Origin of the sequence: Pseudomonas sp. 21LCFQ010, assembly GCF_024129905.1 — a bacterium.
GTDB lineage: Bacteria > Pseudomonadota > Gammaproteobacteria > Pseudomonadales > Pseudomonadaceae > Aquipseudomonas.
Genome location: NZ_JAMYDZ010000006.1, coordinates 1 through 25,310, shown reverse-complemented (window position 1 = coordinate 25,310; position 25,310 = coordinate 1). Strand labels below are relative to the sequence as shown.

At 58.2% G+C, this 25,310-nt stretch carries 23 protein-coding genes and 1 pseudogene; 20 read left to right on the top strand and 4 right to left on the bottom strand.

Annotated features, from left to right (window positions below):
• Positions 1 to 63: 63 nt before the first annotated feature.
• Complete coding sequence (gene mnmE / locus NJC38_RS09330; protein WP_253113749.1) at positions 64 to 1,434, top strand: tRNA uridine-5-carboxymethylaminomethyl(34) synthesis GTPase MnmE; 1,371 nt, start codon at positions 64 to 66, stop codon at positions 1,432 to 1,434.
• Between the two features lie 22 nt (positions 1,435 to 1,456).
• Positions 1,457 to 2,473 (top strand): Fic family protein, encoded by a 1,017-nt coding sequence (locus NJC38_RS09325; RefSeq protein WP_253113747.1) that lies wholly within the window; start codon positions 1,457 to 1,459, stop codon positions 2,471 to 2,473.
• A gap of 135 nt (positions 2,474 to 2,608) precedes the next feature.
• On the opposite strand, the gene NJC38_RS09320 is transcribed toward NJC38_RS09325, so the two are convergent.
• Complete coding sequence (locus NJC38_RS09320; RefSeq protein WP_253113745.1) at positions 2,609 to 3,241, bottom strand: alpha/beta fold hydrolase; 633 nt, start codon at positions 3,239 to 3,241, stop codon at positions 2,609 to 2,611.
• 126 nt (positions 3,242 to 3,367) lie between these two features.
• Here NJC38_RS09320 and NJC38_RS09315 point away from each other — a divergent pair.
• A pseudogene (locus NJC38_RS09315) lies at positions 3,368 to 3,928 on the top strand (LysR family transcriptional regulator).
• Positions 3,929 to 3,941: 13 nt separating this feature from the next.
• Here NJC38_RS09315 and NJC38_RS09310 read toward each other — a convergent pair.
• The 3 genes from NJC38_RS09310 to NJC38_RS09300 form a co-directional block, all read right to left on the bottom strand.
• Positions 3,942 to 6,275, bottom strand: coding sequence for a TonB-dependent siderophore receptor (locus tag NJC38_RS09310; protein ID WP_253114204.1), 2,334 nt, complete (start codon positions 6,273 to 6,275; stop codon positions 3,942 to 3,944).
• 210 nt (positions 6,276 to 6,485) lie between these two features.
• A complete protein-coding gene (locus tag NJC38_RS09305) occupies positions 6,486 to 7,424 on the bottom strand; it encodes a FecR domain-containing protein (RefSeq protein WP_253113742.1) in 939 nt (312 codons plus the stop codon).
• Entirely contained in the window at positions 7,424 to 7,930 is a 507-nt protein-coding gene (locus NJC38_RS09300) for a sigma-70 family RNA polymerase sigma factor (protein WP_253113739.1), read from the bottom strand. Before NJC38_RS09300 ends, NJC38_RS09305 begins: the two co-directional genes overlap by 1 nt.
• Before the next feature lie 555 nt (positions 7,931 to 8,485).
• On the opposite strand from NJC38_RS09300, the gene mnmG reads away from it, so the two are divergent.
• From mnmG to NJC38_RS09215, 17 genes are all read left to right on the top strand, one after another.
• On the top strand, positions 8,486 to 10,378 hold the full coding sequence (gene mnmG, locus NJC38_RS09295) for a tRNA uridine-5-carboxymethylaminomethyl(34) synthesis enzyme MnmG (RefSeq protein ID WP_253113735.1): 1,893 nt from the start codon (positions 8,486 to 8,488) through the stop codon (positions 10,376 to 10,378).
• Entirely contained in the window at positions 10,375 to 11,034 is a 660-nt protein-coding gene (gene rsmG, locus NJC38_RS09290; RefSeq protein ID WP_045485332.1) for a 16S rRNA (guanine(527)-N(7))-methyltransferase RsmG, read from the top strand. The genes mnmG and rsmG overlap by 4 nt, the downstream gene beginning before the upstream one ends.
• 18 nt (positions 11,035 to 11,052) lie before the next feature.
• Positions 11,053 to 11,844: a ParA family protein gene (locus tag NJC38_RS09285; RefSeq protein ID WP_045485333.1), complete on the top strand. Its 792-nt coding sequence runs from the start codon at positions 11,053 to 11,055 to the stop codon at positions 11,842 to 11,844.
• A 7-nt stretch (positions 11,845 to 11,851) separates the two neighbouring features.
• A complete protein-coding gene (locus tag NJC38_RS09280) occupies positions 11,852 to 12,733 on the top strand; it encodes a ParB/RepB/Spo0J family partition protein (protein ID WP_253113713.1) in 882 nt (293 codons plus the stop codon).
• A gap of 146 nt (positions 12,734 to 12,879) precedes the next feature.
• On the top strand, positions 12,880 to 13,287 hold the full coding sequence (locus NJC38_RS09275) for a F0F1 ATP synthase subunit I (protein ID WP_045485335.1): 408 nt from the start codon (positions 12,880 to 12,882) through the stop codon (positions 13,285 to 13,287).
• A 16-nt stretch (positions 13,288 to 13,303) separates the two neighbouring features.
• Positions 13,304 to 14,173, top strand: coding sequence for a F0F1 ATP synthase subunit A (atpB, locus tag NJC38_RS09270; protein WP_045485336.1), 870 nt, complete (start codon positions 13,304 to 13,306; stop codon positions 14,171 to 14,173).
• A 147-nt stretch (positions 14,174 to 14,320) separates the two neighbouring features.
• Entirely contained in the window at positions 14,321 to 14,578 is a 258-nt protein-coding gene (atpE, locus tag NJC38_RS09265) for a F0F1 ATP synthase subunit C (protein WP_002555987.1), read from the top strand.
• A 57-nt stretch (positions 14,579 to 14,635) separates the two neighbouring features.
• Positions 14,636 to 15,106, top strand: coding sequence for a F0F1 ATP synthase subunit B (locus NJC38_RS09260; RefSeq protein WP_045485338.1), 471 nt, complete (start codon positions 14,636 to 14,638; stop codon positions 15,104 to 15,106).
• 12 nt (positions 15,107 to 15,118) lie between these two features.
• Positions 15,119 to 15,655 (top strand): F0F1 ATP synthase subunit delta, encoded by a 537-nt coding sequence (locus tag NJC38_RS09255; RefSeq protein ID WP_045485340.1) that lies wholly within the window; start codon positions 15,119 to 15,121, stop codon positions 15,653 to 15,655.
• Positions 15,656 to 15,676: 21 nt separating this feature from the next.
• Positions 15,677 to 17,221 (top strand): F0F1 ATP synthase subunit alpha, encoded by a 1,545-nt coding sequence (atpA, locus tag NJC38_RS09250; protein ID WP_045485342.1) that lies wholly within the window; start codon positions 15,677 to 15,679, stop codon positions 17,219 to 17,221.
• 49 nt (positions 17,222 to 17,270) lie between these two features.
• Positions 17,271 to 18,131 (top strand): F0F1 ATP synthase subunit gamma, encoded by an 861-nt coding sequence (gene atpG, locus NJC38_RS09245; RefSeq protein WP_045485344.1) that lies wholly within the window; start codon positions 17,271 to 17,273, stop codon positions 18,129 to 18,131.
• A gap of 27 nt (positions 18,132 to 18,158) precedes the next feature.
• Complete coding sequence (atpD, locus tag NJC38_RS09240; RefSeq protein ID WP_045485346.1) at positions 18,159 to 19,535, top strand: F0F1 ATP synthase subunit beta; 1,377 nt, start codon at positions 18,159 to 18,161, stop codon at positions 19,533 to 19,535.
• 44 nt (positions 19,536 to 19,579) lie between these two features.
• The gene (locus tag NJC38_RS09235) at positions 19,580 to 20,005 is read left to right on the top strand and encodes a F0F1 ATP synthase subunit epsilon (RefSeq protein WP_045485348.1); all 426 of its coding nucleotides are present in this window, start codon (positions 19,580 to 19,582) and stop codon (positions 20,003 to 20,005) included.
• Positions 20,006 to 20,100: 95 nt separating this feature from the next.
• On the top strand, positions 20,101 to 21,468 hold the full coding sequence (gene glmU, locus NJC38_RS09230; protein ID WP_253113710.1) for a bifunctional UDP-N-acetylglucosamine diphosphorylase/glucosamine-1-phosphate N-acetyltransferase GlmU: 1,368 nt from the start codon (positions 20,101 to 20,103) through the stop codon (positions 21,466 to 21,468).
• Positions 21,469 to 21,631: 163 nt separating this feature from the next.
• Complete coding sequence (locus tag NJC38_RS09225) at positions 21,632 to 22,399, top strand: DeoR family transcriptional regulator (RefSeq protein WP_045485352.1); 768 nt, start codon at positions 21,632 to 21,634, stop codon at positions 22,397 to 22,399.
• A gap of 10 nt (positions 22,400 to 22,409) precedes the next feature.
• Positions 22,410 to 24,245, top strand: a complete 1,836-nt coding sequence (glmS, locus tag NJC38_RS09220) for a glutamine--fructose-6-phosphate transaminase (isomerizing) (RefSeq protein ID WP_253113708.1) — start codon at positions 22,410 to 22,412, stop codon at positions 24,243 to 24,245.
• A 417-nt stretch (positions 24,246 to 24,662) separates the two neighbouring features.
• The gene (locus NJC38_RS09215; RefSeq protein ID WP_253113706.1) at positions 24,663 to 25,229 is read left to right on the top strand and encodes a TnsA endonuclease N-terminal domain-containing protein; all 567 of its coding nucleotides are present in this window, start codon (positions 24,663 to 24,665) and stop codon (positions 25,227 to 25,229) included.
• The last annotated feature ends 81 nt before the right edge of the window (positions 25,230 to 25,310 follow it).

Sequence of the window (25,310 nt, the reverse complement as noted above, 5' to 3'; positions counted from 1 at the left end):
CGTGTTTGACAAGACGCCCCCTCGTGGGGCGTTTTGCTATCTGTCAGTTTTTCAGGAGTCCGCATGAACGCCCCCCGTGAAACCATCGCTGCTATCGCCACCGCGCAAGGACGGGGAGGCGTCGGCATTGTGCGGATTTCCGGCCCGTTGGCGGCCAAGACCGCGCAAGCCATCACCGGCCGCGAACTCAAACCGCGCTACGCCCACTACGGGCCTTTTGCCGATGAACAAGGCCAAGTGCTCGACGAGGGCATCGCCCTGTACTTCCCGGGGCCAAACTCGTTCACCGGCGAAGATGTTCTGGAACTTCAAGGGCATGGCGGCCCGGTGGTGCTGGATATGCTGCTGCAACGCTGCGTGCAACTGGGCTGTCGTCTGGCCCGCCCCGGTGAATTCAGCGAGCGGGCTTTTCTCAACGACAAACTCGACCTGGCCCAGGCCGAGGCGATCGCTGACCTGATCGAAGCCAGCTCGACCCAGGCAGCACGCAACGCATTGCGCTCACTGCAAGGCGCGTTTTCCCAACGTGTGGATAACCTGACCGAGTTGCTGATTGGCCTGCGCATGTACGTCGAGGCCGCGATTGACTTCCCGGAAGAGGAAATCGACTTCCTGGCTGACGGCGTGGTGCTGGGCAAGCTTGATGCAGTACGTGCAATGTTATCCACAGTCCTGCATGAGGCCGGGCAGGGCGCCTTGCTGCGTGACGGCATGACTGTGGTCATCGCCGGTCGCCCCAACGCCGGCAAGTCCAGCCTGCTCAACGCATTGGCCGGTCGAGAAGCGGCCATCGTCACCGACATCGCCGGCACCACCCGCGATGTGCTGCGTGAACATATCCACATCGACGGCATGCCGCTGCATGTGGTCGACACCGCCGGGTTGCGCGATACCGACGATCAGGTCGAACTGATCGGGGTACAGCGCGCCCTCAAGGCCATTGGTGAAGCGGATCGCATCCTGCTGGTCGTCGATGCCACGGCGCCGGAAGCCACCGATCCGTTTTCTCTGTGGCCAGAGTTTCTAGAACAGCGTCCAGATCCAGCCAAGGTCACCCTGATTCGCAACAAGGCTGATCTCAGTGGCGATCTGATCGGCCTGCAAACCAGTGACGACGGGCATGTCACTATCAGCCTCAGCGCCAAATCGGCCGGCGAAGGCCTGGATCTGCTGCGCGAGCACCTCAAGGCCTGTATGGGTTATCAACAGACCTCAGAAAGCAGCTTCAGCGCCCGCCGCCGCCACATCGATGCATTGAATCGCGCCAGCCGCCTGCTCGAACACGGCCACGCACAGCTGACCCTGGCCGGTGCCGGCGAACTGCTCGCAGAGGACCTGCGCCAGGCTCAGCAGGCACTCGGCGAGATCACCGGCGCGTTCAGTCCGGATGAATTGCTGGGCAGGATCTTTTCCAGCTTCTGTATTGGTAAGTGAATAGAGAGCCTTACGAGAAGAAATGCAGCGCATGTTCCAGCGTGCCGGGTTGGTGTATGCCGATGTAGTGCCTGTAACGAACACATCCGCTGTAGATATTGATGAAAAGGCGTTTCAGGCCTATTTCAATCGGCGTTATGGCCAGCAACAAGAGTGGATTGGCCTGCCGCTGGAGCAGTTGCTGCAGAATATCGGGCTCGGCGATGGCCAAGAGTTGAATCTCGCCGGGCTGATGCTGTTCGGGCGTTATCCACAACGTTGGCGCCCTGCGTTCGGCATCAAGGCCGTAGCCTTTCCAGGCACCCAACTGGCCGACACACGGTATCTGGACAGCGAAGATATTGGCGGCACGCTCGCCGAACAGTTCCGGGACTGCTTTGCATTCATCCGCCGCAACCTGCACCACGTACAACGCGGCCGTGGCTTCAATACCCTGGGTGAACTGGAGATTCCTGAAGCTGCTCTGGAAGAACTGTTGGTCAACGCCTTGATCCATCGTGATTACTTCACCAGTGCCTCGATCCGGCTGATGATCTTCACTGATCGCATCGAGATCGCCAGCCCTGGGCATTTACCCGACAGCCTCGATGTCACAGCCATCCTTCAGGGGCGGACCAATCGTCGTAATCCAACCCTGACAGAACATGCAGCGCATCTGCTGCCTTATCGCGGCATGGGCAGCGGCATTGCACGAGCACTGCAACAATGGCCGCGCATCGACTTGCTCGACGACCCGCGCGGCAATCAGTTCAGTGCCGTTATCTGGCGTCCTGAAGCCGAGTGGCAAGGGGCTACCCCCCAAGTCACCCCCCAAGTCACGGACGAAGTTCAACGTCTGCTCGGTGTGCTTCAAGGTGAACTGACCCGCGCTGAAATTCAGACAGCTCTGGGCCTGAAAGACAGAAAGCATGTGCACAACGCCTATCTGCGTCCGGCACTGGAGGCGGGTCTGGTGGCCATGACCTTACCAAACAAGCCGCTCAGCAGACTGCAACGCTACTACCTGACCGAGTTAGGCAAGAGCGCACTACAGCGTTAAGAAGTTATCCACAAGTCATGTCAAACACCGGCTTATGGGAATGGATTTTATCCTCGCTGTGGCTATTCGCGGCTGAAGCCGCTCCTACGGTGGGGGCTGCAGCCGCGAGCTTTCTCGTACCCTACAAACACCCGCTCATTGCTGACGCATCAGCCGCTCAAGCTCATTGAGCAATGCCGGAAACTCACTGTAGCCATCGTCCTTGAGAAAATGCCCACCTTCCGGCAGAAGAACAAACTGCGCGTCAAGCTGCCGGGCCAGTCGCTGGCTGAAGGGCGCGGGCACCACGACATCGTTCGCGGCTGCGATCACCATCCGCGTGTGGGTAACTCTGATGATCTTCGCGTAGTCCAGATCTGGACGCAGGAACGGGTCCAGCTCGGGGATATTCGACAAATGTTCATTGAAGCCAGAGACCAGCACGATGCCGCCAATTGTGGATAAGTCCTGGCGGTCAGCCAGATAGCGCAGCACCGCGATACTTCCCAGGCTATGGGTCACGAACCAGGTATTGCGGTCGGCGTGGATAACTTGCTGTTGCAGGGTCTGCTGCCATTGGTCGGGCCGGGGAGCACCGGAGTTCGGCATATCGAGCACCGACACCTTCACGCCCTGACTTTGCAAACGCTGCTTGAGCCAGGCAAACCAATGGCTGTCAGGCGATGCGCCATAGCCGTGGACGATGTAGACCTGCTTGTCTTGCGTCGGGGTCTCGGCAAAAACCGGCATGGCCAGCAACAAAGCCAACAAGGCAGTAATGATCCGCATGATTGGCACCTCGTGTGGATAACTTGAATGCTATTGACCACCGAGATTGAAAAATCGCCAATTGCAGAAAAATATCGCTACATTCCTGATCTTTAAGGACCATAGATCCTGAATCTAGGATGCTGAATGAACAGCCTGAACGGCTTTGGCGTGTTTGTGCAGGTGGCCGAAACCCGCAGTTTCGTCGCTGCGGGCCGTGTGCTGGGTTTTCCGCTTCTGCGGTGGGCAAGAGTGTCGCCCGGCTTGTGGAAAAACTCGGCGTGCGGCTGTTTCATCGCAGTACCCGCGGTATTGCCCTGAACGCAGAAGGGGCGATGCTGCTGGAGCTAAGCCAGACGACTGCATAGCCTCAAGGTCGCCTGCGAATCAGCCTGCCGATGCTGGGACCGAGGTTCTTATCCACATTGTGCGATTTAGTGGCCTGTTATCCACAGATCGAACTGGATCTGGATTTCAGCGACCGGATCGTCGATGTCATTGAAGAAGGCTGTGATGCGGTGATCCGTACCGGTACGCCTGCAGGATTTTGCCGTGCAACAACCATTGGCCGACGGTCGGCTGTGTAGGGTGCCGCCCGATTACCTGCAGCAGACCCGCACTTTTCATATCCTGTGGCCGGCCAGCCGGCATTTGTCCCCTAAGGTGGGTGCCTTGGTGGACTTTCTTTGCGCCCGGCTGGCGGCCTGACAGTTATCCACAGTTACCAGTTATAAGACACCGTACCGAGCAATGTGCGGCTGTCGCCCCAGTAGCAACGACCCGCATCGTTACAGCCCGAGACGTACTCTTTGTCGAACAGGTTGCGGGCATTCAGATCCAGCGACCAATGGCGGTCGATCTGGTAGCCGATGGCGGCATCGACCAGGGTGACTTCACCGGCGTTCAGGCGGCCATACAGTGCGGGCTGGGTATAAGCGAAGGTGCTGTCAAAGTAGCGCACGCCACCACCCACCGACACACCGCGCAATGAGCCTTCGAGAAAGCGGTATTTGGCCCACGCCGAGGCCTGGTTACGAGGTACACCGGTCATCTGATGGCCTTCGATCAACGAACCTGGCGCGTCTTTGGTGACGCGCGCATCGGTGTAGGTGTACGAGGCGGTGAGATTCAGGTTGCGGCTGATATCACTGTTGATTTCCAGCTCCACGCCTTTGGAGCGGCTTTCGCCCACCTGCCGGTAAGTCGAGGTGGTTGCATCCAGGTAAGTATCGTCTTCTTTGCGCAGGTCGAACACCGATGCGGTCATGGCCGTGTTCCAGCCAACCGGCTCGTACTTTATCCCCAGCTCGACCTGAGAACTGGTGATCGGATCCAGCGGTGCACCGCCATTGGAGATTTGCTGAACCGGCACGAACGCTGTGGAATAACTCGCATAAGGGGTCAGACCGTTGTCGAAACGGTACATCAGCCCGCCCTGCCAAGTGAACTTGCGGTCATCGCCGTTGACCCCGCCAGCCGGAGCCAGTTTGTTGCGAAAGTCGCTTTCAACCCAGTCCTGACGGCCGCCCAGCATAAAGATCCAGTTGTCCCAGGTACTCTGCAGCTGGGTGTAAACGCCCTGCATCTGCTGGGTGAGCAGGGTGTTCTGCACGGCTATGGAGGTTACCGGGTCACGGGCGTAGACCGGGTTGAAGATATTGATCTGCCCGGCGGCACCGGCATTCCAGTCCTGATTGAACGAGGTCCGATCGTAGCTGGCGCCGACCAGCAGCGTATGGTCCACGGGACCGGTGCTGAATTTGCCCTCAAGCTGGTTATCCAGCGAGTAGACCATGGACTTGTTGAAGCGCTCGTAGGCGGTAACGTTGAGCTGGGTGCCGTAGCCGCCGTTGTTCAGGCTGCCTGGCCAGGTTTCATGACGCGTGATGCGCGACTGCAGGTAGCGTGAATTCTGGCGGAACTGCCAGTCATCGTTGAAGCTGTGGATAAATTCGTAACCCAGACTCCAGGTTTCCCGCTCGAAGGTGTTCCAGCCTGGTACGCCCAGCATGGTGTCCTTGTCGAGCTTGCCGTTGGGGTTGCGCAGCAGGGTGCCAGCCGCCGGCAGCCCCAACTCCATGTTGGTATGGTCCTTCTGATAGTGGCTGAGCAGCGTCAGATGCGTCGCGTCGTCAATATTCAGGGTCAGGGAGGGGGCGATGTAGATACGATCATCCGGCACATGGTCGGTCTGGGTATCAGCCTTGCGCCCCAGCATCACCACGCGGCCCTGCACATTGCCGGCCTCGTTCAACGGCCCGGAGATATCCACAGCCAACTGGCGGCGGTTGTTGGAGCCGTAGCTGAGCTGTACTTCACCCTGTGGGGTGGCGGTCGGGCGTTTGCTGACCAGGTTGACCAGCCCGCCGGGGGCGTTTTCGCCATACAGGATGGAGGATGGCCCGCGGAAGATTTCCACACGCTCCAGCCCATAGGTATCGGTGGTGGTGTCATAACGATTGCCCTGCACCCGCAAGCCATCGCGTAACAGCCCATAGCCGTAGTCGGTGGCATTGAAGCCACGAATGAAGAACAGATCACCGGCCAGGCTGTCGCCGGCGGCGAAGGGCGGGGCGAAAATGCCTGGCACATAGCCCAGTACTTCCGTGAGGGTCTGGGCTTTCTGGTCTTTGATGCGTTGCTGGGTGACCACCGACACCGAGCGCGGCGTTTCGCTCAACGGCGTACTGGTCTTGGTCCCGGCGCGACTGTTCTGTGCCTTGTAGCCGGTATCGCTGGCGCTGTCCTGTGCATAACTGCTCAGCCCGGTGCCATGCACGTCAGTGTCGGCCAACACCACAGAGCCACCGGTCGGGATGGCTTGCAGCACATAGCTGCCCGGCGCCTGAGCAACGGCCTGCAAGCCGGTACCTTGCAGCAACAGGGCAAACCCTTGCTCGATCGAATACTGACCTTGCAGTCCCTGGGTACGGCGGTTACCGGTTTGTGTCGGCGAGAACGACAGAATCACATGGGCCTGGGAGGCAAACTGGCTCAGCGCGTTATCCACAGGCCCGGCGGCCACTGCAAAGCGTTGTACGGTGCTTTCGGCCATGGCCTGACTGGCGAGCAGTGGATAAACAAACGTACCGCCCAGCAGCAGGCTGTAGGTGAAGCAGTGGCGACCCAAGTACTGACGACCATAAAACGGTATCGAAGCGAAGCGCATGCGTATGACCCTGAGAGTGACGAAAGTCCGCGGTGACCGCGATTAATGGAAGGGCCGGGCCAGAATCGAAAAAGATCACCTGCTGCAGAAATTTTTTCAGGTGGTGTGGCGCACCGTGATCAAGTAGCGGGTGAAGTAGCGCACTTCTATAGGCAAAGTCGCTTGCAGATTGGCCAGCACGGCATCAATGGCATCCAGACGCAGGGTGCCGGAAACCCTCAGCAGCGCCGCACGCTCGTCGCAGCGCAGCAGGCCTTGGCGATAACGTCCAAGCTCGGCCAGCACATCGCCCAAGCGGGCGTTGAGCACCACCAGTTGTTTATCGACCCAGGCCACATCCGAGGCGCGGTAGATATCCACAGCACGGCAGGCATGGCGGTCAAAGTCAGTGCTTTCACCAGCCTTGAGCATCAGCGGTTTATCCACAGTGGCATCAGGATGAATGCTGACCTGATCCTGCAGAACGCCGACATGGGTCAGCCCTGACAATTGACGCACGGTAAACCGGGTGCCCAAGGCCTGCACATGGCCCTGGACAGTGCGGACCCGCAGTGGTCGCGGATCGCCGCGTTTGCTGGTCTGCAGCAGGATTTCGCCGCTGCGCAGATGAATCAACCGTTGCTGTTGATCGAAATGCACGTCGATGGCGGTATCGGTATTGAGATAGATCTGACTGCCATCGGCCAGTTCGATACGTCGCTGCTCACCCGTTGCAGTACGGTAGTCGGCCCAATAGTCCAGGTGCTGACGGGTATTCCAACCCAGATAACCGGTGGCCGAAGCCAGCAGTAACAGCTTCAATACCTGACGGCGCTGGCGGGTTGTGGATAACGCCCGACGAGTCATGTCAGCGGGGATAACCCCCAGGCTGTGCTGCAATTGTTCGATCTGATTCCAGGCCATCCGGTGGGCAGGATCGCTGGCCAGCCAGCACTGCCAGGCCAGGGTCTGTTCTGCCGTGGCCGGTTGCGACTGGAACTGCACATACCAGGTCGCCGCTGCCTCCAGAGTCTTGCGGTCCATACCCTTGGCCATCACAGCTCAGCCATGACCAGCGAACACTCGGTAAGCGCCCGGACCATGTGTTTCTTGATCGAGGTCAGCGACAATCCCAACTGATCGGCGGCTTGTTGATAAGTCAGCCCGTCGACCTGGGTCAGCATGAAAATCTTCTGGGTCCGCGCGCCCAGGCTGGCCAGTGCTTTATCCACTGCCATCAGTGTTTCGATGATCAACGCCTTCTCTTCTTCGCTGACCACCAGCACCTCAGGCATTGCCGCCATGCTGTCCAGCCACGCCTGTTCAATGGCCCGACGCCGGTAGCGGTCGATCACCAGGCCTCTGGCAATCGTCGCCAGATAGTCACGAGGCTCACGAATCTGTCCCGCATTGCGTGCAGCCAGGACCCGCACAAAAGTGTCATGGGCCAGGTCGGCGGCATCGCTGGTGCTGGAAAGCCTGCCTTTGAGCCAGCCATACAGCCACGAGTGATGCTGTTCGTAGATCAATCGGACGGCAGCCGTGTGGATGGAAGAGGACATAAGCGTGCATCAGCGAGAGGGTTAATGATAATGGCTATTATTAGCCTCTGAAGGGCAGTGGAACAATAGCCGATGATGCAGGTTTATCCCCAATGCGCTTATGCACAGCCACCCAATGGCCCGCTCCGTCCTGCCCGTGAGAAAAACTCAATCTGTTATCCAGAGGCCAAAATAAGCCCTGTGAATAAGTCGGCCTTAGCCCGGTTGATAAGCCTGCTCGAAACCTGAAGAAAACTGCCCCTGTGGAAAAGAAGCACTTTAATCCACAGGCTCAAACAGGTTATCCAAGCCCCTCAAGGCCACATGGTCACAGACTTCAAAACCTCTGTACAGTACGGATTACAATGCCTACAGAACTTTATCCACAGAAAGGGCGGTGCATAACATAAGCATTAAAAACAAGGTTTTATAAACTTTCTTTCTTTTTTATTTTTTTAATCTCATGTCTCGTTAGCACAGCTGGTCATTTTTTGGTCACCGGGTTTCATAGAAGGGCGGGAAGTCTCTATACTTGTCAGTTCCCTATTTCTCATCACAACAGGCACGAGGTGCGTGGTGGATTTCCCTTCCCGTTTTGAAGTGATCGTCATCGGTGGCGGTCATGCCGGTACCGAAGCGGCACTGGCTGCGGCACGCATGGGCGTTAAGACCCTCCTGTTGACGCACAACGTCGACACCCTTGGTCATATGAGCTGTAACCCCGCCATTGGCGGTATAGGTAAAAGCCATCTGGTTAAGGAAATCGATGCACTCGGCGGTGCGATGGCAACGGCCACCGACCTGGCCGGTATTCAGTTTCGTGTGCTTAACAGCCGCAAAGGCCCGGCCGTACGTGCCACAAGGGCTCAGGCTGACCGCGCCTTGTACAAGGCGGTGATCCGCGAAACCCTCGAAAATCAGCCCAATCTGTGGATATTCCAGCAATCGGCGGATGACCTGATTGTTGAACAGGATCAGGTGCGCGGCGTTGTCACTCAGATGGGGCTGCGGTTCATGGCCGACTCTGTCGTGCTGACCACCGGGACCTTCCTGAGCGGCCTGATCCACATTGGCATGCAGAATTATTCCGGCGGCCGGGCAGGTGATCCGCCGTCGATTGCCCTGGCTCACCGCCTGCGTGAATTGCCGTTGCGCGTTGGTCGCCTGAAAACCGGTACGCCGCCACGAATCGATGGCCGTTCGGTCGATTTCTCGGTAATGAGCGAGCAACCGGGCGATACGCCGATCCCGGTGATGTCGTTTCTTGGCAACAAAGAGCAGCATCCACGTCAGGTCAGTTGCTGGATTACCCACACCAACGCCCGGACCCACGAGATCATTGCCGCCAACCTGGATCGCTCGCCGATGTATTCGGGCATGATCGAAGGGATCGGCCCGCGCTACTGCCCATCGATCGAAGACAAGATTCACCGGTTCGCCGACAAGGACAGCCACCAGGTGTTCATCGAGCCCGAAGGCCTGACCACCCATGAGCTGTATCCGAACGGTATTTCCACTTCGCTGCCGTTCGATGTGCAGTTGCAGGTGGTGCGCTCGATTCGTGGTATGGAAAACGCACACATCGTGCGTCCTGGCTATGCCATCGAATACGACTACTTCGATCCGCGCGACTTGAAATACAGCCTGGAAACCAAAGTCATTGGCGGGTTGTTCTTCGCCGGGCAGATCAACGGCACCACCGGTTACGAAGAGGCCGGTGCGCAAGGGCTGCTTGCCGGAACCAACGCCGCATTGCGCGCCCAGGGCAAACCAAGCTGGTGCCCGCGCCGCGATGAAGCGTACATCGGTGTACTGGTCGATGACCTGATTACCCTGGGAACCCAGGAACCGTACCGGATGTTCACCTCCCGGGCCGAGTACCGCCTGATTCTGCGCGAAGACAACGCCGATCTGCGCCTGACCGAAAAAGGCCGTGAACTGGGCCTGATCGACGACAGCCGCTGGGCCGCCTTCTGCGCCAAGCGCGAAAGCATCGAACGCGAAGAGCAACGGCTGAAAACCACCTGGGTTCGTCCGGGCACCGAGCAAGGTGATGCCATTGCTGAACGATTCGGCACACCGTTGTCTCACGAATACAATCTGCTCAGCCTGCTGACCCGTCCGGAAATCGACTACGCCAGCCTGGTGGAACTGACCGGCGCCGGTTGTAACGATCCACAGGCTGCCGAACAGGTCGAGATCCAGACCAAGTACGCCGGTTATATCGAGCGTCAGCAGGAAGAAATCGCTCGTCTGCGGGCCAGCGAAGATATCCGTCTGCCGCACGACATTGACTATTCGAACATTTCCGGGCTGTCCAAAGAGATTCAATCCAAGCTGGGGATAACTCGTCCCGAGACGCTTGGGCAGGCATCGCGTATTCCCGGCGTCACACCGGCGGCGATTTCGCTGTTGATGATTCACCTGAAAAAACGCGGTGCAGGCCGCGAGTTGGAGCAAAGCGCTTGAGTGCCATGGTGACACCGCAACATGCCGAGGAATTATCCACAGGCGCCCGGCAATTGGGCATCGAGCTCAGTGAAACCCAGCACAGCCAGTTGCTGGCGTACCTGGCCCTGTTGATAAAATGGAACAAGGCCTACAATCTCACCGCGGTGCGCAACCCGGACGAGATGGTTTCCCGGCATCTACTCGACAGCCTCAGCGTACTGCCCTTTGTTGACTCAACGTCGATCAACGCCGAACGCTGGCTGGATGTGGGCAGCGGTGGTGGCATGCCCGGCATCCCGCTGGCGATCATGTTTCCAGATACCCGCGTTGCGCTGCTGGACAGCAATGGCAAGAAAAGCCGCTTCCAGACTCAGGTAAAACTTGAATTGAAACTGGATAACCTTGAGGTTATCCACAGCCGTGCCGAAAGCTATCAGCCTGCCGAGCCGTTCACCGGTATCATTTCCCGGGCGTTCAGCAGTCTTGAAGATTTCACCGGCTGGACCCGTCATATGGGTGACACGGATACACGCTGGCTGGCAATGAAAGGGCTGCATCCGACCGATGAGCTGGTAGCATTGCCAGCAGATTTTCGCCTCGATAGCGCACAGGCCCTGGCCGTTCCAGGTTGCCAAGGCCAACGCCATCTGCTGATACTGCGCCGCACGGCATGATTGGGAACACAAGCAAGAATGGCTAAGGTATTCGCGATTGCGAACCAGAAAGGTGGTGTGGGTAAAACCACCACCTGTATCAACCTCGCAGCGTCGCTGGTCGCCACCAAGCGTCGGGTGCTGTTGATCGACCTCGATCCACAGGGCAACGCCACCATGGGTAGCGGTGTGGATAAACACAACCTGGAAAACTCGGTGTACGACCTGCTGATCGGTGAATGCGATCTGTCGGCGGCCATGCAGTTCTCCGAACACGGTGGTTATCAACTGCTGCCGGCCAACCGTGACCTGACGGCGGCCGAAGTGGTACTGCTGGAAATGCAGATGAAGGAGAGCCGTCTGCGCAATGCGCTGGCGCCGATCCGTGAAAGCTACGATTACATTCTCATCGACTGCCCGCCGTCGCTGTCGATGCTGACCCTCAATGCCCTGGTTGCAGCCGACGGGGTAATTATCCCCATGCAGTGCGAATACTTCGCGCTCGAAGGGTTGAGTGACCTTGTGGATAACATCAAGCGTATTGGTGAGCTGCTCAATCCGCAGCTGAAGATCGAGGGGTTGTTGCGCACCATGTATGACCCGCGCCTGAGCCTGAGCAACGATGTTTCCGCACAGCTCAAGGAACACTTTGGCGATCAGCTCTACGACACGGTGATTCCACGCAACATCCGCCTGGCCGAGGCGCCGAGTTTCGGCATGCCGGTGCTCACCTACGACAAGTCATCGCGTGGTGCCCTGGCTTACCTGGCCCTGGCCGGTGAACTGGTCCGTCGTCAACGTCGCAGTGCAAAAGCTGCCAAACCAGCCTGAGGAAACCATGGCCGTCAAGAAAAGAGGTCTCGGACGCGGGCTGGATGCACTGTTGAGCAGCCCGAGCGTGCCCAGTGTCACTGTGTTGGAGCAACAGGCCAGCAAACTCGACCAGAACGAGCTGCAACATGTGCCGCTGGACAAGATCCAGCGTGGCAAATACCAGCCACGTCGCGACATGGACCCGCAGGCGCTCGAAGAGCTGGCGCAGTCGATCCGCAAGCAAGGGGTCATGCAACCGATCGTGATTCGTCCGATCGGTAACGATCGTTTCGAGATCATTGCCGGTGAGCGCCGCTGGCGTGCCAGCCAGCAGGCCGGGGTCGAAACCATTCCGGCCATGGTCCGTGACGTCCCTGACGAAGCGGCCATTGCCATGGCGCTGATCGAGAACATCCAGCGCGAAGACCTCAACCCGGTCGAAGAAGCCATTGCCCTGCAGCGGCTGCAGCAGGAATTCCAGCTCACTCAGCAGCAAGTGGCCGATGCGGTCGGCAAGTCGCGGGTCAGTGTGGCCAATCTGTTACGCCTGATTACCTTGCCTGAGGTGATCAAGACCATGCTCTCGCATGGTGATCTGGAAATGGGGCATGCCCGTGCATTGCTCGGTTTGCCTGATGATCGTCAGGTTGAAGGGGCGCGACACGTTGTCGCACGCGGGCTCACTGTGCGCCAGACCGAAGCACTGGTCAGGCAGTGGCTGAGTGATAAACCTGAACCTGTCGAGCCCCCCAAGGCCGACCCCGACATCAGCCGGCTGGAGCAGCGCCTGGCAGAGCGGCTGGGCTCTGCGGTGCAGATTCGCCACGGGCAGAAGGGCAAGGGGCAACTGGTGATCCGTTACAACTCCCTCGATGAGCTGCAAGGCGTTCTTGCTCACATCCGCTGAAACAATTGACCTGTAACGTGTAGTCGGAAATCGACTCCTTGGAGTTGAACGGGGGCTGAACCGCCCCTATACTCTGCGCGCATTTTGTCGGCACAAATTATGCCAAGTTAACGATGATGGCGACCGCCGACCGAGGAGCTGTAGCGATGGAATCACGCAAGCCAGACCGCCTGCCGTTCCACCGCCTTGCGGTTTTCCCGGTACTGATGGCGCAATTGATCGTCGTTGTACTGGCTGCCTTGGCGCTGTGGCAGTGGAATGGAGTCGTAGCCGGGTATTCGGGGCTTTGTGGGGGCCTGATAGCTTGGCTGCCCAATATGTATTTCGCTCACAAGGCGTTCCGGTTTACCGGAGCCCGAGCCGCCAAAGCCATCGTCCGGTCGTTCTACGCCGGCGAGGCGGGCAAACTGATTTTGACCGCAGTGCTGTTTGCACTGACGTTCGCAGGTGTGAAGCCTTTGGCGCCGCTGGCTGTATTCGGCGTGTTCATGTTGATCCAGGTGGTCAACTGGTTCGCTCCCCTGTTGATGAGAACAAGACTTTCCAGACCTTAGGGCGTTTGAGGCAACCATGGCAGCAGAAACCGCTTCGGGCTATATCCAGCACCACTTGCAGAACTTGACCTTCGGTCAGCTCGCTGATGGCAGCTGGGGCTTTGCCCACACCGCAGCAGAAGCAAAGGAAATGGGCTTTTGGGCCTTCCACGTCGATACCCTCGGGTTTTCGGTGCTTCTGGGCATCCTTTTCGTACTGATCTTCCGTATGGCAGCCAAGAAGGCCACTTCCGGCCAGCCTGGTGCACTGCAGAACTTCGTTGAAGTGCTGGTCGAGTTCGTCGACGGCAGCGTAAGAGACAGCTTCCACGGCCGTAGCGCCGTGATCGCGCCTCTGGCACTGACCATCTTCGCCTGGGTGTTCCTGATGAACGCCGTCGACCTGGTACCGGTAGACTGGATCCCGGTTCTGGCCGCCAAAATTGCCGGTGACGAGCACCTGTTCTTCCGTGCCGTACCTACAACCGACCCGAACGCGACCCTGGGCATGGCCCTGTCGGTGTTCGCGCTGATCATTTTCTACAGCATCAAGATCAAGGGCTTCGGCGGCTTCATCGGCGAGTTGACCCTGCACCCGTTCAGCAGCAAGAACGTTTTCGTTCAAGCGCTGCTGATTCCGGTCAACTTCCTGCTCGAGTTCGTGACCCTGATCGCCAAGCCAATCTCGCTGGCACTGCGTCTGTTCGGCAACATGTACGCCGGCGAGCTGGTCTTCATCCTCATTGCCGTGATGTTCGGCGCCGGCCTGCTGTGGCTGAGCGGTCTGGGTGTCGTTCTGCAATGGGCATGGGCGGTGTTCCACATCCTGATCATCACCCTGCAAGCGTTCATCTTCATGATGCTGACCATCGTCTATCTGTCGATGGCTCACGAAGATAACCATTAAGATCGCCTCGCGGCGTATCTGATGACCCTCGCGTCGGCTGTAATGGCCAGGATGCGAGGGTGCCCGCAAGGGCTGATGTAAATAACGATTCTGTTTCACGCTTCAATCTAAAAACTAACCAATACGACGTAAAAGTCGGGAGGAAAGATGGAAACTGTAGTTGGTCTTACCGCTATCGCTGTTGCTCTGCTGATCGGCCTGGGCGCTCTGGGTACTGCTATCGGCTTCGGCCTGCTGGGCGGCAAATTCCTGGAAGGCGCTGCTCGCCAGCCAGAAATGGTGCCAATGCTGCAAGTTAAAATGTTCATCGTTGCCGGTCTGCTCGACGCCGTGACCATGATCGGTGTTGGTATCGCTCTGTTCTTCACCTTCGCGAACCCCTTCGTTGGTCAACTCGCTGGCTAATCACTCGACTTGTCGAGTTGATGGGTGGGATGGAAAACGTAACAGCGAGGTGTTGGCGTGAACATTAATGCAACCTTGATTGGCCAGAGCATTGCGTTCGCGATCTTTGTACTGTTTTGCATGAAGTATGTGTGGCCTCCGGTCATCACTGCCTTGCGCGAACGTCAGAAGAAGATTGCGGATGGCTTGGACGCTGCCTCTCGAGCTGCTCGCGACCTGGAGCTGGCCCAAGAAAAAGCGGGTCAACAACTGCGCGAAGCCAAGGCTCAGGCAGCTGAGATCATTGAGCAGGCCAAGAAACGCGGTAACCAGATCGTCGACGAAGCCCGTGAACAGGCTCGCGTTGAAGCTGACCGCGTGAAGGCTCAGGCTCAGGCCGAGATCGAGCAAGAACTGAACAGTGTCAAAGACGCCCTGCGTGCCCAACTGGGTAGCCTGGCTGTCAATGGCGCCGAGAAGATCCTGGGCTCCACAATCGATCAAAACGCGCACGCAGAGCTGGTCAACAAACTGGCTGCTGAAATTTAAGCGAGGGCGATCATGGCAGAACTGACCACGTTGGCCCGACCTTACGCAAAGGCGGCCTTCGAGCACGCTCAGGCCCACCAGCAACTGGCCAATTGGTCAGCCATGCTCGGCCTGGCAGCTGCGGTGTCACAAGATGACACCATGCAGCGCCTGCTCAAGGCCCCGCGACTGACGAGCGCACAAAAGGCCGCCACTTTTATTGAAGTGTGCGGCGACAAGGTTGATGAAAAGGCACAGAACTTCATTAACGTCATTGCCGAGAACGACCGTCTCCCGCTGTTGCCGGAGATTGCCGCCCTGTTCGAGCTGTACAAGGCTGAACAGGAAAAATCGGTAGACGCTGAAGTCACCAGTGCTTTTGCATTGAACCAAGAACAGCAAGACAAACTCGCCACGGTTCTCAGTGCTCGGCTTGGCCGGGAAGTGCGACTGCACGTTGCGGAGGATGCCAGCCTGATTGGTGGCGTCGTAATCCGCGCCGGTGACCTGGTAATCGATGGCTCGGTTCGCGGCAAAATCGCGAAACTGGCCGAAGCACTGAAATCTTGAGTTTGAAGGGGCAGCAGAGCAATGCAGCAACTCAATCCTTCCGAAATTAGCGAAATCATCAAGGGCCGCATCGAAAAGCTCGATGTGTCCTCCCAAGCCCGTAACGAAGGCACTGTCGTCAGCGTGTCTGACGGTATCGTGCGGATTCACGGTCTGGCCGACGTCATGTACGGCGAAATGATCGAGTTCCCGGGCGGCGTCTACGGTATGGCACTGAACCTGGAGCAAGACTCCGTAGGTGCTGTAGTTCTGGGCGCGTACACCACTCTGGCTGAAGGCATGAGTGCCAAGTGCACCGGTCGCATCCTGGAAGTTCCGGTTGGTAAGGAACTGCTGGGTCGCGTTGTCGACGCACTGGGTAACCCGATCGACGGCAAAGGTCCGCTGAACAACACCGAGACCGACGCGGTCGAGAAAGTTGCTCCAGGCGTGATCTGGCGTAAGTCGGTAGACCAGCCTGTACAGACTGGCTACAAGTCGGTTGACGCCATGATCCCGGTCGGCCGTGGCCAGCGTGAGCTGATCATCGGTGACCGTCAGATCGGTAAAACCGCGATGGCGATCGACGCCATCATCAACCAGAAAGACAGCGGCATCTTCTGCGTCTACGTAGCGGTTGGTCAGAAGCAATCGACCATCGCCAACGTGGTTCGCAAGCTGGAAGAGAACGGCGCACTGGCCAACACCATCATCGTCGCCGCTGGCGCTTCGGAATCGGCTGCACTGCAGTTCCTGGCTCCGTACGCTGGTTGCACCATGGGTGAGTTCTTCCGCGACCGCGGTGAAGACGCCCTGATCGTCTACGATGACCTGTCCAAGCAAGCCGTTGCTTACCGTCAGATCTCCCTGCTGCTGCGCCGTCCACCAGGACGTGAAGCGTACCCAGGTGACGTGTTCTATCTCCACTCCCGTCTGCTGGAGCGTGCATCGCGCGTTTCCGAAGAGTACGTAGAGAAGTTCACCAACGGTGCAGTGACTGGCAAAACCGGTTCCCTGACCGCTCTGCCGATCATCGAAACCCAGGCTGGCGACGTTTCCGCGTTCGTTCCGACTAACGTGATTTCCATCACCGACGGTCAGATCTTCCTGGAATCGGCCATGTTCAACTCGGGCATCCGCCCAGCAGTGAACGCCGGTGTTTCGGTATCCCGCGTTGGTGGTGCCGCTCAGACCAAGATCATCAAGAAGCTCTCCGGTGGTATCCGTACCGCTCTGGCTCAGTACCGTGAACTGGCAGCATTCGCCCAGTTCGCTTCTGACCTGGACGAAGCCACCCGTAAGCAGCTTGAGCATGGTCAGCGCGTTACCGAGCTGATGAAGCAGAAGCAATACGCTCCAATGTCGATCGCTGACATGGCGCTGTCGCTGTACGCCGCTGAGCGTGGCTTCCTGACCGACGTGGAAATCGCCAAGATCGGCAGCTTCGAACAAGCTCTGATCGCCTACTTCCACCGCGATCACGCCGACCTGTTGGCGAAGATCAACGTGAAGGGTGATTTCAACGACGAAATCGACGCTGGCATCAAGTCCGGTATCGAGAAGTTCAAGGCCACCCAGACCTGGTAAGCCGCGGCGGGGGCTTCACGCCCCCGCTTGCTAACCTGATAGGTGATACATGGCAGGCGCAAAAGAGATTCGCAGTAAGATTGCGAGCATTAAAAGCACGCAAAAAATTACCAGCGCCATGGAAAAAGTGGCGGTCAGCAAAATGCGCAAGGCTCAACTGCGCATGGCTGCTAGCCGTCCTTATGCGGAGCGTATCCGCCAGGTGATTGGTCATCTGGCCAACGCCAACCCGGAATATCGTCACCCGTTCATGGTCGAGCGCCCTGTCAAGCGTGCCGGCTATGTCGTTGTGAGCAGTGACCGTGGTTTGTGCGGTGGCTTGAACACCAACCTGTTCAAGGCTCTGGTCAAGGACATGAACGCCACTCGCGGGCAGGGCGTCGAGATCGACCTGTGCGTGATCGGCAGCAAGGGTGCGGCATTCTTCCGCAGCTTCGGCGGCAACGTCGTTGCAGCGGTCAGCCACCTGGGCGAAGAGCCATCGATCAATGATCTGATCGGCAGCGTCAAGGTCATGCTGGATGCCTACCTGGACGGTCGTATCGATCGCCTGTCCGTGGTGTCGAACAAGTTCATCAACACCATGACGCAACAGCCGACGGTCGAGCAACTGGTACCGTTGGTGGCAACCCCGGATCAAGGACTCAAGCACCACTGGGACTACCTCTACGAACCCGACGCCAAAGAGCTGCTGGACGGCTTGATGGTCCGTTACGTGGAGTCGCAGGTCTACCAGGCGGTGGTCGAGAACAATGCGGCTGAACAAGCTGCCCGGATGATCGCCATGAAAAACGCCACAGACAACGCCGGTGACCTGATCAGCGACCTCCAGCTGATCTACAACAAGGCACGTCAGGCTGCGATCACCCAGGAGATCTCGGAAATCGTCGGCGGCGCTGCCGCGGTTTAACGGTTCAAATATTCAGAGGATCCAGCTATGAGTAGCGGACGTATCGTTCAAATCATCGGCGCCGTCATCGACGTGGAATTCCCACGTGACGTCGTACCGAGTGTTTACAACGCGCTGCAGGTTCAAGGCGCAGAAACCACCCTGGAAGTTCAGCAGCAGCTGGGCGACGGCGTGGTTCGTACCATTGCAATGGGTTCGACCGAAGGTCTGAAGCGCGGTCTGAGCGTTACCGACACTGGCGCAGCGATTGCTGTTCCGGTCGGCAAGGCGACTCTGGGCCGTATCATGGACGTTCTGGGCAACCCGATCGACGAAGCTGGCCCGATCGGTGAAGAAGAGCGCTGGGGTATCCACCGCGCCGCTCCTTCGTTCGCTGAACAGGCAGGCGGCAACGACCTGCTGGAAACCGGCATCAAGGTTATCGACCTGGTTTGCCCGTTCGCCAAGGGTGGTAAGGTTGGTCTGTTCGGTGGTGCCGGTGTCGGCAAAACCGTAAACATGATGGAACTGATCCGTAACATCGCCATCGAGCACAGCGGTTATTCCGTGTTCGCCGGTGTGGGTGAGCGTACTCGTGAGGGTAACGACTTCTACCACGAGATGAAGGACTCCAACGTTCTCGACAAAGTAGCACTGGTCTACGGTCAGATGAACGAGCCACCAGGAAACCGTCTGCGCGTTGCGCTGACCGGCCTGACCATGGCCGAGAAGTTCCGTGACGAAGGTAACGACGTTCTGCTGTTCGTCGACAACATCTATCGTTACACCCTGGCCGGTACCGAAGTATCCGCACTGCTGGGCCGTATGCCTTCGGCAGTAGGTTACCAGCCGACTCTGGCTGAAGAGATGGGCGTGCTGCAGGAGCGTATTACCTCCACCAAGCAAGGCTCGATCACTTCGATCCAGGCGGTATACGTACCTGCGGACGACCTGACTGACCCGTCGCCAGCCACCACCTTCGCCCACTTGGACGCCACCGTCGTACTGTCGCGTGACATCGCCTCCCTGGGTATCTACCCAGCGGTCGATCCACTGGACTCGACTTCGCGCCAGCTGGACCCGAACGTGATCGGCAACGAGCACTACGAGACCGCTCGCGGCGTTCAGTACGTGCTGCAGCGCTACAAAGAGCTCAAAGACATCATTGCGATTCTGGGCATGGACGAACTGTCCGAGACCGACAAGCAACTGGTATCGCGTGCTCGTAAGATCCAGCGCTTCCTGTCCCAGCCGTTCTTCGTAGCTGAAGTCTTCACCGGTTCTCCAGGCAAATACGTTTCCCTGAAAGACACCATTGCTGGCTTCAAAGGCATCCTCAACGGTGACTACGACAGCCTGCCAGAACAAGCGTTCTACATGGTTGGCAGCATCGAAGAAGCGGTCGAGAAAGCCAAGAAACTGTAATCCCGGCGCCCCGCAAGGGGCGCTAATCAGGTTGAGGCAAGCACATGGCTATTACAGTCCATTGCGATATCGTCAGCGCGGAAGGAGAGATTTTCTCCGGTCTGGTCGAGCTGGTAGTTGCGCACGGCAACCTGGGTGATCTTGGTATCGCCCCAGGTCACGCCCCGCTGATTACCAATCTCAAGCCGGGTCCGATCACGCTGACCAAGCAGGGCGGCGACCGTGAGGTGTTCTACATCTCCGGTGGTTTCCTCGAAGTGCAGCCGAACATGGTCAAGGTGCTTGCCGATACTGTGCAACGTGCTGGTGACCTGGATGAGGCTTCTGCTCAGGACGCCGTCAAGGCGGCCGAGAAGGCGCTGAACGAGAAAGGCGCGGACTTCGACTACAGTGCCGCTTCTGCTCGTCTGGCCGAGGCCGCAGCCCAGCTGCGTACCGTCCAGCAGATCCGCAAGAAGTTCGGTGGTTGATACCGCTGTGCTTCACGTGTGATTGAAAAAAAAGGGTAGCCTCGGCTACCCTTTTTGTTTTTCTGCGGCCTGGTTCCGCTCAATGGGTAGTCTTCATGTCTCTCGATATCGTCATTCTCGCCGCAGGCCAGGGCACCCGCATGCGCTCGGCGCTGCCCAAGGTGCTGCATCCGGTAGCTGGCAACTCCATGCTTGGTCACGTTATCCACAGCGCGCGACAGTTATCCCCGCAGGGTATTCATGTAGTGATTGGCCACGGCGCCGATGCGGTACGTCAGCACTTGGCCGCCGATGATCTGAATTTCGTCCTGCAAGACAAACAACTGGGCACCGGCCACGCCGTGGCCCAGGCACTGCCGGCGCTGAGCGCCGAAACCGTGTTGATCCTCTACGGTGACGTACCGCTGATCGAAGTCGAAACCCTGCAACGTCTGCTCAAGCAGGTCACCCCGGCGCAACTGGGTCTGCTGACCGTCAACCTCGATGACCCGACCGGCTATGGCCGCATCGTGCGTAACGAACAGGGCCAGGTCAGCGCCATCGTCGAACACAAAGATGCCTCTGAAGCGCAGAAAGCGATCAAGGAAGGCAACACCGGCATTCTCGCTGTACCGGGCAAGCGCCTGGCCGACTGGCTGGGCCGACTGTCCAACAACAATGCGCAGGGCGAGTACTACCTGACCGACGTGATCGCCATGGCGGTCAACGATGGCCTGGTGGTTGCCACCGAACAACCGGTTGACCCGATGGAAGTGCAGGGTGCCAATGACCGCAAGCAGCTCTCGGAACTGGAGCGTCACTACCAGCTGCGCGCTGCCCGTCGTCTGATGGCTGCCGGCGTGACCCTGCGCGACCCGGCGCGCTTTGATGTGCGTGGTGAGGTCAGTGTCGGCCGCGACGTACTGATCGACATCAACGTGATTCTCGAAGGCAGCGTAGTCATTGAAGACGATGTGGTCATCGGCCCGAACTGCGTCATCAAGGACAGCACCCTGCGCAAGGGTGTGATCGTCAAAGCCAACAGCCACATTGAAGGTGCAGTACTGGGCGAGGGCAGCGATGCCGGTCCGTTCGCCCGCCTGCGTCCGGGCAGTGTGCTCGAAGCCCGCGCCCATGTGGGTAACTTTGTCGAGCTGAAGAACGCCAGGCTGGGCGAGGGCGCCAAGGCCGGTCACCTGACCTATCTGGGCGACGCCGATATCGGTGCACGCACCAACATCGGCGCCGGGACCATCACCTGCAACTACGATGGTGCCAACAAGCACAAGACGGTACTGGGCGAAGACGTGTTCATCGGCTCGAACAACTCGCTGGTCGCCCCTGTGGATATCTCGTCGGGCGCCACCACCGCCGCCGGTTCGACCATCACCCAGAACGTGCCCGCCGAACAACTGGCTGTGGCGCGGGCGCGTCAGCGCAATATCGATGGCTGGAAACGCCCGGTCAAAGCCAGCAAGAAGTAAGTTATTCACAGCCCTTGGTTCGTGCAGCTTCGCGGTTATTGCCGCGAAGTTATGCACAGCGTCAGATACGGCGGCCGTCAAAAAGTTATTCACACCCTTGACGGCAGGCTTTCGATGAGTTTTTATTGCGCAACTTAAATTTCGAATCGAAACTTAACCCGAAATGTCGAAACGTAACACGCCGCAACGCCGCCATCAGATCCTCGCTTTGCTCAATGAGCAGGGCGAGGTCACTGTGGATGATCTGGCCAAGCGCTTCGAAACCTCAGAAGTTACGATTCGAAAGGATCTGACGGCGCTGGAGAGCAATGGCCTGCTGCTGCGCCGTTACGGTGGCGCGGTGACCCTGCCGCAGGAATTGATCACCGATCAAAGCCAGCCGGTATCACGTTATAAACAAGCCATCGCCCGTGCAGCGGCTGAGTGCATTCGTGAGCATGCGCGGATCGTGGTCGACAGCGGCAGCACCACCGCTGCGTTGATCGGCGAACTGGGGGCCAAGCCTGGCCTGGTGGTGATGACCAACTCCCTTAACGTCGCCCGTGCCCTGACCGAACTGGAACAGGAGCCGGTGGTACTGATGACCGGTGGCACCTGGGACCCACATTCGGAGTCGTTCCAGGGGCAGGTCGCCGAGCAGGTCCTGCGCTCTTACGACTTCGACCAGTTGTTCATCGGCGCCGATGGCATCGATTTGCAGCGTGGCACCACAACCTTCAATGAATTGCTGGGTCTGAGCCGGGTCATGGCCGAGGTCGCCCGCGAAGTCGTGGTCATGGCCGAGGCCGACAAGGTTGGCCGCAAAATTCCCAATCTGGAACTGCCCTGGAGCGGTATCCATACCCTTATTACCGATGAACGCCTGCCCCTTGAGGCTCGCGAACAGATACAGGCTCGTGGCATTACTGTCATTTGCGCCGCTGTCAGCTAGGAGATCAACCATGTGCGGAATCGTTGGCGCCGTTGCCGAACGTAATATCACGGCCATCCTCGTCGAAGGCCTCAAGCGTCTGGAGTACCGTGGCTATGACAGCGCGGGCGTGGCTGTTTTCAGCAACGACGGCCAGCTTGAGCGGCGCCGCCGGGTCGGTAAGGTCAGCGAACTGGAGCAGGCCCTGGCCGCCGAACCGCTGGCTGGCCGTCTGGGCATCGCCCACACCCGTTGGGCGACCCATGGCGCGCCGACCGAACACAACGCCCACCCGCACTTTTCTGCACATGACATCGCAGTTGTCCACAACGGCATCATCGAGAACCACGAAGCCCTGCGCGAGCAGCTTCAGGGCCTGGGCTATGTGTTCAGCTCCGACACCGACACTGAAACCATCGTCCACTTGCTGCACCACACCCTCAAAAGCATTCCGGAACTGGCCGATGCGCTCAAGGCGGTGATCAAGCAACTGCACGGTGCCTATGGCCTGGCGGTGATCAGCGCCAGCCAGCCGGACCGTATCCTGGCAGCGCGCAGCGGCAGCCCGCTGGTGATCGGTCTGGGTCTGGGCGAGAACTTCCTGGCCTCCGACCAGTTGGCACTGCGCCAAGTCACCGACCGCTTCGTCTACCTGGAAGAGGGCGATATCGCCGAAATTCGCCGCGACAGCGTGCAGATCTGGTCGGTAGACGGCCAGCCGGTGACCCGTGAAGTGGTGCAGTACCACGAAGGCGCGGAAGCCGCTGACAAAGGTGAGTATCGCCACTTCATGCTCAAGGAAATCCACGAGCAGCCCAAGGTCGTACAGCGCACCCTGGAAGGTCGCCTCGGTCAGCAACAGGTGCTGGTCCACGCGTTCGGCCCACAGGCTGCCGAGTTGTTCGCCAAGGTGCGTAACGTGCAGATCGTTGCGTGTGGCACCAGCTACCACGCCGGCATGGTCGCCCGTTACTGGCTTGAAGGTCTGGCGGGCATTCCATGCCAGGTCGAAGTCGCCAGCGAATTTCGCTACCGCAAGGTCGTGGTGCAGCCTGACACCTTGTTCGTGACCATCTCCCAGTCCGGCGAAACCGCCGACACCCTGGCGGCCCTGCGCAACGCCAAGGAATTGGGCTTTCTGGCCAGCCTGGCGATCTGTAACGTCGGCACCAGCTCGCTGGTACGCGAATCAGACCTGACCCTGCTGACCCAGGCCGGCCCGGAAATCGGCGTGGCCTCCACCAAAGCCTTCACCACCCAACTGGTTGCGCTGCTGCTGCTGACCCTGTCGCTGGGTCAGGTCAAAGGCAGCCTGCAAGCCGGTGTCGAAGCCGAACTGGTCGAAGAACTGCGCCGCCTGCCGGTGCGCCTGGGCGAAGCCCTGGCCATGGACAGCATTGTGGATAAAGTCGCCGAACTGTTCGCCGAGAAGCACCACACCCTGTTCCTGGGCCGGGGCGCGCAATTCCCGGTGGCCATGGAAGGTGCGCTCAAACTCAAGGAAATCTCCTACATCCACGCTGAGGCCTACCCGGCCGGTGAACTCAAACACGGCCCGCTGGCACTGGTCGACGCCGACATGCCGGTGGTCACCGTGGCGCCGAACAACGAACTGCTGGAAAAGCTCAAATCCAACCTGCAGGAAGTCCGCGCCCGTGGTGGTGAGCTGATTGTGTTTGCCGACGAGAAGGCTGGCTTGAAGAGCGGCGAAGGCATCCACGTGATCGGCATGCCGCACATCAGCGACACCCTGGCGCCGATCCTCTACACCTTGCCGCTGCAACTGCTGTCGTATTACGTGGCGGTGTTGAAGGGCACCGATGTGGATCAGCCGCGTAACTTGGCGAAGTCGGTGACTGTGGAATAGGTTATCCACAGGTTGCGGGCGACTGGTGTCTTTGGATAATTAGGTAAAACACATTGAATTAACGTCGAACACAGTGAAAAAGGGCAGGGAACAACCCGTGTTTACGGGGATTTTCGGGATCCGATCAGGATCCCGATTTCCTATTTTCTTCTTCTAAAAGGGCCCTCACCGTCTTGATTTGCTTCAGAGATGGATCGTTGTCTTTGGATAAATTAGCTAAGGCACGATAAAAAAGGTACGACACAAGACGTACCTGTGAGTAATATCAAGGGCTATTCAGGGCTCGATCTCCTGCTTATGTCTCCGAGAGACGGCCACTCACCTTGCTTGGTGTGCGTTATGGCTAGATCACGGCTCCCGACAATCAAGAACAAGTCATTCAAGCAGCCCCGTGGAAAGGTTGTCAGCCAATCGTATGTGGACAAGGTCATTGCTGGCGGAGCCGGCCAGGGCACCCTGTCTTCCTATATTCCTTGGCTGAAGATAGATTCCTTTTCATCGCGTGGGGTTTCTCGATGGATCCCGGGGGTGAAAATACACCGGCCCCACCAGATCCTGTCGACGGGCGAAGCCAATTTCCTAGTTTTGATGGAGTTCAATCCTCGGGTGCTAGACATCCGCGAACAATTCCCTATAACGGATTACGCTGCAACACATCGGATAGCCATATCAAAAAATATTACTCCTGCATTCTATCCTGGGACAAAGGTTCCATACGTTTTCACTGCTGATTTCATGCTTACTATTGATAACGGACAGCAGGGAACATACTTAGAAGCATACTCTATTAAATATAAAAAGGAATTATTTGAGCTAACAGATATTAGTAGGAAGAGAGTCTTTGAGAAATTTGAAATTGAGCGAGACTATTGGGGAGGCAAGGGAATAAGCTACCGCATGATCTTCGCGGAAGATCTTCCAAGTATCAAGGTAGCTAAGGAAACTCCGAACAAGTTGCCCATCAGCCGGAAATGGACGGCTTGAGGATGCCGAAAGGCCCGATTTTCAGCCGCTGATTATTAGATAACCAAGGCAACGCCTTGGTTATCTGCCCTCACGGGCGCA

Bases quoted from the DNA above. Each gene is read 5' to 3' on its own strand.
- NJC38_RS09285 (WP_045485333.1), top strand. From the start codon at position 11,053: ATGGCTAAGGTATTCGCGATTGCGAACCAGAAAGGTGGTGTGGGTAAA.
- NJC38_RS09310 (WP_253114204.1), bottom strand. From the start codon at position 6,275: ATGGCCGAAAGCACCGTACAACGCTTTGCAGTGGCCGCCGGGCCTGTG.
- glmU (WP_253113710.1), top strand. From the start codon at position 20,101: ATGTCTCTCGATATCGTCATTCTCGCCGCAGGCCAGGGCACCCGCATG.
- NJC38_RS09280 (WP_253113713.1), top strand. From the start codon at position 11,852: ATGGCCGTCAAGAAAAGAGGTCTCGGACGCGGGCTGGATGCACTGTTG.
- atpG (WP_045485344.1), top strand. From the start codon at position 17,271: ATGGCAGGCGCAAAAGAGATTCGCAGTAAGATTGCGAGCATTAAAAGC.
- NJC38_RS09255 (WP_045485340.1), top strand. From the start codon at position 15,119: ATGGCAGAACTGACCACGTTGGCCCGACCTTACGCAAAGGCGGCCTTC.
- NJC38_RS09325 (WP_253113747.1), top strand. From the start codon at position 1,457: ATGCAGCGCATGTTCCAGCGTGCCGGGTTGGTGTATGCCGATGTAGTG.
- atpD (WP_045485346.1), top strand. From the start codon at position 18,159: ATGAGTAGCGGACGTATCGTTCAAATCATCGGCGCCGTCATCGACGTG.
- atpB (WP_045485336.1), top strand. From the start codon at position 13,304: ATGGCAGCAGAAACCGCTTCGGGCTATATCCAGCACCACTTGCAGAAC.
- glmS (WP_253113708.1), top strand. From the start codon at position 22,410: ATGTGCGGAATCGTTGGCGCCGTTGCCGAACGTAATATCACGGCCATC.
- atpA (WP_045485342.1), top strand. From the start codon at position 15,677: ATGCAGCAACTCAATCCTTCCGAAATTAGCGAAATCATCAAGGGCCGC.
- NJC38_RS09275 (WP_045485335.1), top strand. From the start codon at position 12,880: ATGGAATCACGCAAGCCAGACCGCCTGCCGTTCCACCGCCTTGCGGTT.
- NJC38_RS09320 (WP_253113745.1), bottom strand. From the start codon at position 3,241: ATGCGGATCATTACTGCCTTGTTGGCTTTGTTGCTGGCCATGCCGGTT.
- NJC38_RS09235 (WP_045485348.1), top strand. From the start codon at position 19,580: ATGGCTATTACAGTCCATTGCGATATCGTCAGCGCGGAAGGAGAGATT.
- atpE (WP_002555987.1), top strand. From the start codon at position 14,321: ATGGAAACTGTAGTTGGTCTTACCGCTATCGCTGTTGCTCTGCTGATC.
- NJC38_RS09225 (WP_045485352.1), top strand. From the start codon at position 21,632: ATGTCGAAACGTAACACGCCGCAACGCCGCCATCAGATCCTCGCTTTG.
- NJC38_RS09305 (WP_253113742.1), bottom strand. From the start codon at position 7,424: ATGGCCAAGGGTATGGACCGCAAGACTCTGGAGGCAGCGGCGACCTGG.
- mnmE (WP_253113749.1), top strand. From the start codon at position 64: ATGAACGCCCCCCGTGAAACCATCGCTGCTATCGCCACCGCGCAAGGA.
- NJC38_RS09300 (WP_253113739.1), bottom strand. From the start codon at position 7,930: ATGTCCTCTTCCATCCACACGGCTGCCGTCCGATTGATCTACGAACAG.